Here is a 12867-nt window from a genome sequence, read left to right on the forward strand (position 1 = left end):
ACATCCCACTCTCCGGGTATAAGCCCACTTGGCGCAAAGTGGAATCGGCACCTACCGTGAGGATACTTATGAAGCCACGCAGAATTGCTGTATCACTCGCTCTCCTGGCGGTGTGGAGTTGTGGTTGTTCGGTCAGTGCTTTTCCCCAGGATCAGAATACGAATCACGCGCAGGTCGAGGCCCTACAAAAGCAAGTCGATGACCTTCGAGCCCAGATGGCGGTCCTTCAAGAGCAAATCAAGACTCTTACCCCGACGCCACAGCCAGCCGCAGCGAAGGCAGAAGAGCAAGATGCAGAAAAATCGCTAATGAGTAAGAGCCCACAGGTCAGTAAGGCAACGTCAGAGTATGAGACGTTCTCGCAAGATTCGGTGGCGGCTGCTCGGATGGACAACGCACCGCTCGATCCACGCTATCCGGGATATTTCCGTATCCCAGGTACGACGACATTTATGAAGATCGGTGGGTACTTTAAAAGCGATTTTATCTACGACTTGAAGCCTGTCGGTGACGGCGAAAGGTTTATTCCTTCCACAATTCCAGTCCCCACTCCAGCCGGCGTGAACAACTCGACAGTATCTGTCCGACCGACTCGTATCAATGCTGACTTCCTGATCCCAACCGAATCCGTCGATACTGTTCGGTTTTTTGTCGAAGGCGATATGTTCGGTTCCACTTCCACTACTCCCCGGCTACGACACGCATACGCACAAGTCAAGAACTTCCTCATTGGCCAATCGTTTTCCAATTTCCAGGACCCGGACTCTGGGCCCGACCAATTGGAGTTCCAGGGGCCAAATGGACAGGTGTCGATCCGCAACCCCCAGCTTCGTTACGCATTTAAGGTTGGTGGGAAGACAAGTCTTCGGTTTGCAGTGGAGAAGCCGACTTCAGACGTTGCCTTCAAGACCCCGGAGTTTAGCGCTCTGCCGAACAGTCCCGCTCCAGATGGAACTATCACACTGCGGCATGACATGGACTCTGGACACTTGCAACTCTCAGGTCTGTTCCGCTCCGTTTCAGCGTATCTCCCCGACAATCGTAGCGATGCTGTGTTTGGCTGGGGCGTAAATTTCACCGGCTCGCAGAGGTTGATTGGTAAAGATACGTTCGTTTACCAAGGTGCTTACGGGTTTGGAATCGAGCGTTACCTGAATGATACGTCTGGCCTGGGGATCGATGCAGGCGTGGAGGGGTTTGAGAGACCGCACCTAGTTGCGATCCCGGTTGTCGGGACCTACGGTGGTTACCAGCACTTCTGGAACTCACGCCTGCGTTCCTCCGCAATTTACGGATTCGTCCAGGTGGAGAACTCGGATCGGCAAACAGACGCAACATTTCACAAGAGCCATTACATGGCCACCAACTTGATTTGGAATCCGATTGGATCTCTCAATGTCGGCACGGAGTTTCTGTATGGCTGGCAAATCAAGAAGGATGGCAGTTCCGGAAATGCGTCCAGGATCATGTTCAGTGCGAAATACAACTTCGTCCAAATGAAACCGCCTGAGAAGAAGCACTAGCCCCCTCCGGGTGCTGCAGATACGTGACAGGCGCTCAGCGACAAGCGTTTTCAAGGGCTTAGTGTGTGAGGGCTCTGTTCATGTCTGAGACTTAAAGACAACGCCGCTATTAAAGTTGCTAGTGGTGATTCCAACGTCGGTGAAATAAGAAAACGGTGCACCCTGTTGGGGTGGTGGTCGGGAGTGTTAGCTCGCGGTCTGGCCCTCCCCGGAGGCTTCCAATGCGAACGTTTATTGTTGCGATACTCATGGGCATTGCACTTGCGGCGGTCTCACAGCAATCGACCCCGAAATTTGAGGCAGCAACGGTCACTTCAGTCGAGGAGAATAAGAATCCGGCAATGAAAGAAGATGGTACTGACCGACAATACAAAGTCGGCTTACGCACTGCCACACGAGAGTACGTTGTTCTCTACACCCCTGCGTATGGCTCCAGGTCGGTGGAGTACGGTGTCGGATCCCAGGTGTCAATCTTGGTATTGAAAAAGACCGTCAGGTTTAGCGATGTTGGGGGAAAAACCGCGGATATGCCGATTATCAGTTCACGCAAGATTGAGCTCAAGAAGCCCGAGTAATCAGCTGCACTCAACGTTCATCGGCAAATCGATCTGGAACCGCACCAGAAGCATGATGGAGCAACTTGGTGGCCCGGAACATCGTAAAAGCGCTCGGCCTCACGACTGTTCTTTTAGCCTGCTTGACCTCTGCATCCCAGGACCTGGCACCCCGGGCATACCTCATCACTCCCGTCGGTTCTAATGCCTTGACATTGAACGCAGCATTCTACAACGGCGAGCTGTTGTTCAACAGTGTCGTGCCGATAACGGATGCAACCGCCAGGATCAGTGTCCAAACCCTCACCTACTATCGTTCGCTGAGCTTCTTCGGGCGCTCGGCGAATATCACCGCTACTGTGCCATATGGCCTCGGTACGTTCGAAGGCAATGTCATGGAGGAAAAAACCAGTGCCTACCGGTCTGGCATGCTGGATAGCGTTTACCGCTTCTCCGTAAACCTGAAGGGTGGACCGGCAATGTCGCTGGAGCAATTTCGCTCTTGGCAACAAAAGTTCATTATCGGAGCGAGCGTGAGAGTGGTCGCTCCGACGGGCCAGTATGACTCTACGAAGTTGATCAACTGCGGCTCCAACCGTTGGGCGTTCAAACCTGAGCTTGGCGTTTCCAAGCGGAGAGGGCACTGGATCCTGGACGCATACACCGGCGTGTGGTTCTACACTACAAACCCAAAGTTCTTTTCAGAGAACGCATATTTCAGCGGAACGAGGTCGCAATCGCAAAAGCCAATTTTGTCGTTCGAAGGACATTTCAGCTATGACGTGAAGCCCAGGCTCTGGGTCTCGTTGGACGGCAATTACTGGCACGGTGGTCGCACAAGTGTGAACGGTGTCGAGAATCCAGATACCTTACAATCCAATTCCAGAATCGGCGCGACCGCTTCCATTCCGCTTTCACGGCACCAATCAGTCAAAGTCAGTTATAACTATGGCGCGCATATCAGATTTGGCGGGAACTATCACAACGTATCTGTAGCCTGGCAATATTCCTGGATTGGCCGAGTTCTCCCCTCCTTTTAGTTGCTGACTAGTAGTTTTTACCATCCTTAATGCTTTACGGAGTGAGGATCGTTGCCAACTACTCGCGCTATCTGAGACAAAACACAAAACAGATATCGAACACGTCGTCCCTCAATCCCGAATTTCCTTCGTAGAATGCAGTTGCGAATCTAGCAAATCTTGCAGTTGTCGCCGACACTCTGCCCCTCTACCCTGCTCAAAGAATCAGGCCATGACTGTGAAAGTGGTTTCAATTCTCGAACGCATTTTCCTGAGTTTAGGCCTGATCCTCATGGGCTTTGCAATCGTGGCGATGGTGCAGAGTGCGCTCTTGTCTAGAGCTGCGATCGCGAAGTTCGACCGAGCGACGGAAGCCAAGAATAAAGCGTCTTTCGAAGAACTTGGCAGGATTGACTTTAGTCTGTGGGAACCGCAGAGGGTCAAGGCTTACTTGAGCACCCTCTCAGTCCCAATCGACACGCCTTTGGCAGTGCTCAGGGTACCGCGATTGGCGATTGAGGTTCCGGTCTTGCAGGGAACAGACGAATTCTCATTGAACCGTGGTGTCGGGTGGGTCGCCGGTACGGCCCGTCCGGGTAGCACAGGAAATTCAGGCATCGCGGGGCACCGGGATGGTTTTTTCCGGGCCTTAAAGGACATAAGGATTGGGGATACGGTTGAGATTGCCGCGGTTACAGCGACCAACCGCTATAGGGTGGACGAGATTGAAATCGTTCCTCCAAGCGACACAGCGGTACTGAGGCCTCGACCCAAGAGTTCCGTCACTTTAATTACGTGTTACCCGTTCTACTTCGTAGGTAACGCACCGCTTAGGTTCGTCGTGCACGCTTCGCTGGCTGACGAAAGCGAGCATGTCAAAGGAAGCCCGAATTCGCATAACAAGAACTACTAAAAGGAGAAAGGAATATGAAGAAGAGACTGACCATCAGGTTGCTGGCGATAGCGATTCTGGCTCTCTTTGCTGCTTTCGCTATTGCACAAGAACGTTCTGAAACGCAGATAACCCAAGAACAAAGCACACACGAATACCAAGTCGAAAAAGGCGAAGTCGTATACGTCTCCGGAAACGAGATCGTAGTCAGAATGGAAAATGGGGAAGTCAGAAATATGACCGTTCCTCCCGACGCCACGGCGACCGTTGACGGAAAGACGATCACTGTAAAAGATCTGAAGCCTGGCATGAAACTGGAGAGGACGATTAAGAGTACGACAACTCCTGAACTCGTCACCACCGTCCGAACGATCGAAGGTACGGTCTGGCATGTCAACGCTCCAAAAACTGTGATCCTGACACTGGCGAACGGCGAGAACAAAAAGTACAACGTTCCGAAGGATCAGATCTTCCAAATCGACGGCCAGGACAAGACAGTGTTTGACCTCAGGAAGGGCATGAAGGTGACGGCTACTGTAATTACCCGCGTGCCGCAGAGCGTCATTGCCCAGGAGAAGTCCGTGACCGGAAAGATGCCTCCGCCTCCGCCCACGCCCCCAATACAGGGAGCACTATTGATTGAAGAGAAGACGGTACCCGTCGAAGTCGCAACCACGGCTGCCCCCCAAACTCAGGAAAAATTACCAAAGACAGCGAGCATTATTCCCCTGATTGGCCTTTTAGGGTTGGGGTGTACTTTGCTTGGTCTCGGAATCAACCACCTTCGTTCCAGATAAGCGTGCGCTCCAGTCCTAAAACACAGGCGACCATTAAGGTCGCCTGTGGTTTTGCCGTCAACGTAGATCTCAGCGCGCGAAAAAAATAGAATTCAGGAATAGAAGAAACAGGAATGCAGAGATGAGTAGCAGGGAAGCTACTGCGAGACAGAATCTGTCTTCTTCATTGAAAGCCCCACTCGCATCATGCCTTGGGAGCTTTCCCTGCAATCTTCCGGACATGAATGCGTCCATCATTTTGTTCCGGACGAAGCCTGCAAGCGCTATTCGTCACCTTTCAGAATATGGAAGTTCCAGTCAGTCGGAAACTAGCAGAATGGTGAGTTGGGGCCCAAAGAACCTTGATACACAAGATCAGGAGCGTGAGTCTTTGCTATTGTTAGGCCAAGACACGTGCGCTTTGATTCTGGTTCCTTTGCCCGGGCCGGAAATCACGCAATTGCAGTCACGATGGTAATGAACGGGAGGTCTTTCATAAGTAGCCAGATGTGCAAAATGATCTCGATGAAGTTATCTCAGTTCGCGAATCCTCGGTAAGAATTGTTTGCGGTATGCCCACAGAGGGGACGGTATCGCCCCTTCCGCCGGGCTCGATCCTCATGGGTTGAGCTTTTTTCAATTTCGTTGTAAAGTTCGTGGCAAATGTTCTCTGACCTGGCCGAGTGGCTCTCCCAGAGGAGCGCTTACTATGCCTATTCGCTACCGATGTGATCGCACAAAAGGGATCACGTACGTGGCGTGGAAAGGGTCTCCCTCGCGTCAAGAATGGCAGGAATCCACCAATCGCATGTTAACGGATCCGCTTTGGCCAGGCGGCGATTTGTATCTCACCGATACACGCCTTGCTGATGTGAGGCACCTTGAAGATCCGCCCTTTCTGGAGCAGATTGCACGTAATTTCGTGGGACGAGTTTCGCAGCTAAAGCACGCAATTGTTGCTGCGTCTGGATACGCTACTGCCGAGAGATTTCAGGAAAAGATGAATAAGCTGGGGTTCACTTGTATAGTGTTCTCGAGTCTCGACACCGCCTGCCTATGGCTGGGTATTGAATTAAGAGAGACTGAGAAGATTTTGCAGGAACTCCAGTCCGAGTCAGTCGGCCCACCCGCCTCTTAAACGTCTTAACCGATGACGGGATAAGGATAAAGCGCCGAAATTTGCCCCCTGTCGTGCAAATCGCAATCCCGGAGCTACCCTCCTAACGGCTTTCCGTTCGCCAAATTCTGGCAGATTTCCTTCACGTCGCGATCGATATGGTGCCAGAACTTCTGCAGCCCGCGCACAAGTAGTTCAATCCCGGTTCACTGGTACGGGTATCTGTCTAGCAATTCTGCCAGTGGCAGGCCAGTTCCGGGCTGCCTAGAATCTCATTTTGTCGGCTCGGCAGAGCAATCATTCGAGACCTCCAGAGGGTCAATCCCGTGCAGAAGTTTGCTACGACTCCGCGATGGCTCGTGTACCTGTTCGCTTGGGTATCTATCTTTCCTGGAATTTGCGTCTCGAGAGCCCAGGTCGCACCGGATCCTCCTGTTGATTCCCCGCAAACGGCGTTAGTGGAACCTCGCGATCTCGTCAAATCCTCCTCCATGACGGGTTCCAAGCAGGACAAGCTGCGAAAGAAATACGACATAACCAAGATTGGCGCACGAAGCATTGGGGCGGGATTGAATTTTTATTCGTTCGAACGTGAGGCCCGCCTTGGCAAAGATATCGCCGACCAAATCGATGCGTCGGTGAAATTGAACACCGATCCGCTTGTTAATGGTTACATCGGAAGGATCGCGCTGAAACTGGTAACGCACTCCGATTCGAAGATTCCACTCACAGTCAAGGTTATATATGACGCTCAGCCGAATGCCTTTGCCGTCCCAGGTGGATATCTATACGTAACTACAGGCCTGATTCTTTTCTGCGATGATGAGGCAGAACTTGCTGGCGCAATGGCACACGAGATTGCGCACATTGCGGCTCGCCACGGAACAAAAAACCTGACCAAACGAGAACTATGGGGATTGGCCGCGATCCCCCTTACGATGGTAGGTGGGCCAGCGGGAGCCGCCGTGACCAGCTTCGCAAGTGTTGCTGGACCTCTGACCTTCCTTAAGCTTGGCAGGAATGAAGAGCTCGAGGCAGATCTCCTCGGTGTCGAGTATGCGTACCTTGCCGGCTACGATCCACAGGAATTTATCAAGTTTTTCGAGAAGACAAAGATAGCCGCCGGTGCCCGGGCGAATTTTTTCGGCAGAGCCTTTGCAACTCACCCGCAGGCGGAAGACCGGATCCGGCGCGTTCAGTCAGGAGTGCAAATCCTGCTCCCACCTCGGGACGAATATATCCTCGATACTAACGATTTTCAGGAAGTGAAGAGCGCTCTCGCAAGCGATCTTGCCGAGAAGGCCGCGGTTGAGAAGCCAGTCCTCCTGCACTCGACCCCCGAGGATCCAGATGTACCGCCGGATGAGCAGGAAACCCAAGACTAGCAACCTATTTCTTGGGTGGGTAACGTTCAACTAGCTTGGCTATCGCTTTGCGGACGCGCTCTGTATTCTTGGTGTGCTTTTCAGTGTCCATCTTCTCGGAGACAGACCCCTGCCAAACCAGGGTCTTGGTCGAGCGATCGATGAAATCGAGCACCAGCGTTCCACTGATGACGTAGTTACCAGCAGCTGCTGGAGCCCCGCTCCACATGGTGGCCGTAGGGTAGTAAAAATCCGCCGGAACGGGTCGTATTGCATCCTGGTGCTGTCCCCCTATTTCACCACCTATTGAACCAGTTGCTGCTAGAAGAAGGTCTCCGCCTTCGTCGACCACCTCCAGCCCCCTCTGTTTCAGGGCGTAGTCAATCTCGGCCATAATCGCAGCGCGACGAAGGGTAAGTTCTGTTGAGTTGTCACTTACCCATGAGTAGGTGCGGTACTTGGAGAAGTCAACCGATTTGTCGTAACCGACTTTAACTTTTTGCGCCTGTGCAGCGAAGGCAAGAACGAAGATGAGCACGCCAAGCACAGTGATTTTGGATCTCATATAGGCTCCGGAACCGCAGCTAATTAGGTAGAGTCTCGGCGAGGGCCCAATCAATACGATCTACTTCTTCCCGAATAACCCGTATCGCTTGTTGGTGTAGTGGCAGAGGAGCGATCACGGAGAGGGCGTTCCGGATGCGTTCGTTCCGAGCTCGAATCATTCTGATCCTGATACGAGTTTCCTTTTTGCGCCGGTAATATCTCAGAAGCTCACGCATGACTAGTAACGCGAAGAACATACCAAACGACAATTCGATTGGAAGTCGGTCGGTGGCGCCGTCGAATTGGAAGAATGTAATGCGGTAAACGGCTTCACCAAGTCCCAGCGATGCGAACACGACTCCAAAAGCAATGGTCGCCAGGCGGACTTGATCGGGAGGACGAAGCTCCAACCATCCCAGTAATGTTTCGCGAAGGGAAGCGAACGACATCACGAACCTCCTCGAGCCACAGCTTCGTTGCAGTGGTCGACGTACCCAATGAGAAGTTATACCGACTTCTTGCACTCGCTGTAACGTGCCAACTGCTTTGGTGTCATCTGATAGAGGCACCATTCAATATCTGCACCAGTCTGCTGTGGTTCGACGAGCGAACAGACAGCTGCACGAACTGCCTGTAAGCTAATCGAACTACGCACGTGCAGGTGCCATTGTAGGGACCTGGCTCCTGCTAACCCACTGGTAAAAGTTGTAGCCCAATTTCGGAGAAACTAGATAGAGCTGCGCCAAGTCGGATGACGAAGCGGCAAAAATAGACAAGCGTGTTAGGCCGCCGACCATGGCCGGACTCCGACACTCGAAATGAAGCGTTGACGGTAACCCGAGCTCTCTTGTTGATTTATCTACCCGTTCACTAGCAATTTGCGTAGTTGGTTCTTGCTCGTTTAGAGACGAGACTCTCGCTTCGAACGGATAGGCCGATCAGCTCGTGGAGGCATAGGATGTGCGCTACTTCAGTATTCGCAAGCTCAGCTGGTAATGACGAGGTGAGGGATGTCGATCAGGCCTTGGCAGGCGATGGAAAAGCCTTTGATCGTATTATGGTTCGCTGGCAGAGGCCTCTGTTGAGTTTGGCTCGGCGCCTTGGGCATGAGGAAAATCGCGCTGAAGATCTGACGCAGGATGTGTTTTTACATGCCTACCTCGCTCTCCCGTGGTGGCGGCGCGAATCCTCGTTCGGAACGTGGTTGTATGCAATTGCCAAGAACGTGTACCTCGGCGAACACCGCCGTGCACGCCAGGTTGAAGTTCGTCTGCAAGACCTTCCAGAACTGCGGGATCTCCGCTTGCCCGATCGCGGGCTCTTTCTCGATGACCGAGACCGATTGGTCCGAGAGGCGCTCTTATCCTTACCGCCAACCTATCGTGATGTGCTGATTCTCTATTATTTCAACGATTGTGGAATCTCAGCCATTCGCCAAAAACTCCAACTGTCTGAGGGCGCAGTAAAAACCAGATTGCTGCGGGGTCGAGCAATTCTGCGCAAGAAACTTTCCCCCCTCCTTTTGTGCGCATGAATGTGCTCAGCGAACCAACTCACTTATGGACGACGTTTTCATTCTGTCGAATCGGTGTTCCCCGAATCCATGTGGATAAGAGCAGCCAGGCAATTACTACTGAAAGGAAGCCAGTCAGATCACCCAACAATTGGGAAAAAAGATGCGACGGGTCAACATGAATCGACCAAACGGCATTCGATATCGTGACTGCAAGGCTCAGGCCGATCAGAACCGCACGGCCCCTCCTCCGCAATTTGAACACTGCTTCCAAGGCGAGTAACACGACCGCGCCGAGCATTATCAGAATAAAGTCCGCCATGATGGCTCTTTTCTAGAACATCAGACCATCGAATTTATTCTCGCCAGGACAATGATTCCACTCTAAATTCTGCTAGCGAAGCATGGGCGGGATGAGTCGGAGTTGAGTCCCCTCGTGTCATTCTGCGCTACCACAAATCTTCATAAATTTCATGACGTCGCCTCGTATTTCGCCTAGTACAGATCATTCCCGTCGATACTTATTCTTTACATGAGTTGACGTGAATGAATGTTCTCGTTCGAGGTCCCGGTGATTTGCAGGGGGATCATCAGCGTAGTTGTGGGGCTCACGATCGGCGCGTTCGGCCAAGACGTCGAGAAACTGAAGACTATCGACGATCCAACTCAAGATTCCGCCACAGCCACTGTTCAGACGATTGGCGCACTCGTTGCACGAGCGGAGTCTGGAGACGCAGTCGCACAACGTCAGTTGGGGATCGCCTACATCGTAGGTCGAGCAGTTCAACCTGACCAGCAAAAAGGAGCAGGCTGGCTTCTCAAAGCTGCGCAGGCGGGTGAACCATTTGCACAAGTGCATCTGGGAAACCTTTACAGATCGGGTCTGGGAGTGCAGCAGAGCGAAGCAGAAGCTGCCAATTGGTATCGCAAATCAGCGGATCAGGGCAACGCAGTTGCGCAAAACAACCTTGGATACATGTATTTATATGGAAAAGGTGGTCTTCCGCAGAGTGAGAACGAAGCTTTGAAATGGTTCACAAAGGGGGCAATGCAGGGCCTGCCGGCTGCTGAAGTGAACTTGGCATCGATGTACATGCGAGGGAACCCCAACTACTCAGAGGCGGAGAAATGGTTCCAAAAAGCGGCGGCACAGAACAGTCCGAAAGCTTATGCATGGTTAGGAGTGATGTATGAAAAGGGCGTTGGAGTCGAGAAGAATCTCACCAGGGCTTTCAGTCTATTTAAGACAGGGGCCGAACTGGGCGATCGTGCTGCCGAAGCGGAGTTGGGTTTTATGTACTTGGAGGGGCTAGGAACAAAGAGAAATAGTGCCGACGCCCTGAAGTGGATTCAAAGCGCGGCGCTCAAAGGTGAACCTCACGCCCAGCTGAATCTTGCATACATGTATCGCTTAGGCCGCGGAGTCGCACAGAATTTCAATGAGGCGGTCCGGTGGTTTTGTTATGCAGCAGAAAATAGCATGCCAGAAGCGCAAAGCCAGATTGCGTATTTTCTATTTGTTGCGCGTGACTATCAGAGGTCGGCCGAATGGTATGCAAGAGCGGCTGAAAAAGGTTTTGCTGGGGCACAGGTGAACCTGGGTCTCCTGTATTCGCGCGGTATGGGCGTACCCCTTGACTATATTGAGGCGCTTGCCTTGTTCACCGTTGCGGGGGGCAGAGGCGCCCCAGCGGCAGCTGAGAACATCAAGAACCTTCAAATCATAATGACTCCGAACCAGCTCAAGCGAGCACAGGCGAGAGCTAAGGAACTGACGGCAAGGATAGCGGAGTTTGAGACACATACCGAATCCCCGAAACAAGGTCAATGTCCACTTCTAAAACTACAGCAGCAAACGATTGCGGTTCAGGGAACTCCCGCTAATTGAGAGCCTGTTTCGGGACTGCAAGATATAGCCGCGCTTGTGAGGGCACTATGAAGAAACTTACCAATGACTTCGCATCTGGAAAGCAGGAGCATTACCGGGTTGATCTGCGTGTCTGGTCCGAGATCCGGTACTTGGATTCCCCGACAGACTACCGCGAATACCTTCCTGGCAACAGCCACGTCTCCGCGAAGCAATGTGACGAATCTTTAGTGCTCTTGGATGGTTGCGAACGATCGTTTTGGGGTTGGTTCATCTCGCTGGTGCTTCTGACCGGGGCCATCGCAATAGTGGTCGTGTGGATGGTAGAGAACGCAGTGTGATGAATAGGCTCAGAAAGCTTCCGCGAGCCCCATGCTGAATGTGTGGCCGTTCTTTCCTTGCGCAATATCGGCCCTGAGATTTACATGATATTTCTTGCTCAAATTGAAGCGAAGTCCAACTCCTCCGCTGGGGAGGAGGTTGTCGTAGTTGAATTTTGAGAGACTCGATCCGACCTCCCCTATTCCCGCAAATGCGACTGCTCCCATCCGCCACGGCAACACAACGCGGTACTCCACCTGGGTCGCAAGCATCTTGTCGTCGATATATCGTCCCGCCGGGTATCCACGAAGTTCGTTGCGCATTCCAAAAATGCATTGGCCGAAAAACGGCGCTTCGCCTCCTGTGGAACACGCGAATGCGTTGTACGCCAGCACTTGTCTGTCGTCAAAACTTCGGTACGCATTGAATGTGAACTGGTACGACTGGAAACTAAACGTACTACCCAAAGTGTTCGCAAAGAAGTCAGCACTGAATTTGAGGGACGTGCCTTTCACAGGGTAAAAGCGATTAGGAACAGTGTCCCGTTCGAGTTGAACGCCTATCGCGCGAAGATTGAAAGGCAGATTCAAGGGTGGTAGATCGGGATGGTTCTCTCCAAATTCTTTTGGAGCGAGCGTGGATGCTCCCATCCAGATTCTCGGTCCTACAAAAATTTTCCCGGGGAGCCTGCGCATTACAGCGCCGAAGAACAGTGTTCCGGTCTCGTTCAGTCCGAATTTACGGCCAGCATCTCCGGCGCTTGTACCTGTGCCATAGAAGTCGTAATTCAGGTCCCCATGGGCAACGCCCGCGATCACATGGTACCGATCCTCTTTGAAATAGAGTTCGCCTGCGAGCGCAAATGCCCGCGAGCTGTTGTTGGTGAAAACGGCAGCGCCTCCGAGAACGGATGGCGGCGAGATTCTGTCTTTCTTGCTCAGGGAGAAGATGTATCCGCCCATGATATTGATTCCCGTGCCCAACGCCGGGCTTGAAATGGGAATCGGCGCTACGACGAATGAGCCGCGTTGACGGTTGTCCTGGTTCCGTTGGCAGTCTGTGGTCTTGCCCGTTGAATTCTCGACAGGGCAGGGAATTGTTTCAGGTACGGCGGTGGGTGCCTGCTGACCCACGGCGAGGACAGAACTGATGAACAGCAGCGTAAACCAGGGAAAACGTACGCGGATCATACATCCCTGAATTGCAGTTCCAAGGAAAAACTTCAACTCCGAAAACTACTAGCGGGAACTGTAACTGGGAGGCAGACAGGTACTCTCAGACCTTCCTCAAGTAGCCGAGCTTAGGAATCAGGAACGCAAAGGCACAACAGTCAGAGAAGGTCCTTACCCCTCGGCAGAGACTCCTTGCTTGAGTC

14 protein-coding genes are annotated in these 12867 nt (G+C 52.5%); 10 read left to right on the top strand and 4 right to left on the bottom strand.

Features of this window, described 5'->3' with window-relative positions:
- The first annotated feature begins 68 nt into the window (after window positions 1–68).
- The 7 genes from ROO76_13070 to ROO76_13100 all read left to right on the top strand — a co-directional run bounded on the left by ROO76_13070 (window position 69) and on the right by ROO76_13100 (window position 7266).
- Entirely contained in the window at window positions 69–1523 is a 1455-nt protein-coding gene (locus tag ROO76_13070) for a DcaP family trimeric outer membrane transporter (protein MDT8069089.1), read from the top strand.
- Between the two features lie 221 nt (window positions 1524–1744).
- Window positions 1745–2098, top strand: a complete 354-nt coding sequence (locus ROO76_13075) for a hypothetical protein (GenBank protein MDT8069090.1) — start codon at window positions 1745–1747, stop codon at window positions 2096–2098.
- Window positions 2099–2166: 68 nt separating this feature from the next.
- Complete coding sequence (locus tag ROO76_13080) at window positions 2167–3117, top strand: transporter (GenBank protein ID MDT8069091.1); 951 nt, start codon at window positions 2167–2169, stop codon at window positions 3115–3117.
- Between the two features lie 211 nt (window positions 3118–3328).
- Window positions 3329–4009: a class D sortase gene (locus ROO76_13085; GenBank protein MDT8069092.1), complete on the top strand. Its 681-nt coding sequence runs from the start codon at window positions 3329–3331 to the stop codon at window positions 4007–4009.
- 14 nt (window positions 4010–4023) lie between these two features.
- Window positions 4024–4785: a hypothetical protein gene (locus ROO76_13090; protein MDT8069093.1), complete on the top strand. Its 762-nt coding sequence runs from the start codon at window positions 4024–4026 to the stop codon at window positions 4783–4785.
- 688 nt (window positions 4786–5473) lie between these two features.
- Entirely contained in the window at window positions 5474–5902 is a 429-nt protein-coding gene (locus tag ROO76_13095; GenBank protein ID MDT8069094.1) for a hypothetical protein, read from the top strand.
- A gap of 470 nt (window positions 5903–6372) precedes the next feature.
- Window positions 6373–7266: a M48 family metalloprotease gene (locus tag ROO76_13100; GenBank protein MDT8069095.1), complete on the top strand. Its 894-nt coding sequence runs from the start codon at window positions 6373–6375 to the stop codon at window positions 7264–7266.
- 4 nt (window positions 7267–7270) lie between these two features.
- Here the strand turns inward: ROO76_13100 and ROO76_13105 are convergent, their stop codons facing one another.
- Together ROO76_13105 and ROO76_13110 are read right to left on the bottom strand one after the other, a co-directional pair.
- Window positions 7271–7810, bottom strand: a complete 540-nt coding sequence (locus tag ROO76_13105; protein MDT8069096.1) for a DUF4136 domain-containing protein — start codon at window positions 7808–7810, stop codon at window positions 7271–7273.
- Between the two features lie 19 nt (window positions 7811–7829).
- A complete protein-coding gene (locus tag ROO76_13110; GenBank protein ID MDT8069097.1) occupies window positions 7830–8240 on the bottom strand; it encodes a hypothetical protein in 411 nt (136 codons plus the stop codon).
- Between the two features lie 509 nt (window positions 8241–8749).
- On the opposite strand from ROO76_13110, the gene ROO76_13115 reads away from it, so the two are divergent.
- On the top strand, window positions 8750–9325 hold the full coding sequence (locus ROO76_13115) for a sigma-70 family RNA polymerase sigma factor (protein MDT8069098.1): 576 nt from the start codon (window positions 8750–8752) through the stop codon (window positions 9323–9325).
- A 19-nt stretch (window positions 9326–9344) separates the two neighbouring features.
- On the opposite strand, the gene ROO76_13120 is transcribed toward ROO76_13115, so the two are convergent.
- A complete protein-coding gene (locus ROO76_13120) occupies window positions 9345–9626 on the bottom strand; it encodes a hypothetical protein (protein ID MDT8069099.1) in 282 nt (93 codons plus the stop codon).
- A gap of 228 nt (window positions 9627–9854) precedes the next feature.
- Here ROO76_13120 and ROO76_13125 point away from each other — a divergent pair, with 228 nt between their 5' ends.
- Complete coding sequence (locus ROO76_13125) at window positions 9855–11192, top strand: tetratricopeptide repeat protein (GenBank protein MDT8069100.1); 1338 nt, start codon at window positions 9855–9857, stop codon at window positions 11190–11192.
- Window positions 11193–11239: 47 nt separating this feature from the next.
- Complete coding sequence (locus ROO76_13130; GenBank protein ID MDT8069101.1) at window positions 11240–11512, top strand: hypothetical protein; 273 nt, start codon at window positions 11240–11242, stop codon at window positions 11510–11512.
- A 9-nt stretch (window positions 11513–11521) separates the two neighbouring features.
- Here the strand turns inward: ROO76_13130 and ROO76_13135 are convergent, their stop codons facing one another.
- On the bottom strand, window positions 11522–12682 hold the full coding sequence (locus tag ROO76_13135) for a BamA/TamA family outer membrane protein (GenBank protein ID MDT8069102.1): 1161 nt from the start codon (window positions 12680–12682) through the stop codon (window positions 11522–11524).
- Window positions 12683–12867: the final 185 nt, after the last annotated feature.

It is taken from the genome of Terriglobia bacterium (genome assembly GCA_032252755.1).
In the GTDB taxonomy this organism is placed as follows: Bacteria; Acidobacteriota; Terriglobia; order Terriglobales; family Acidobacteriaceae; genus JAVUPY01.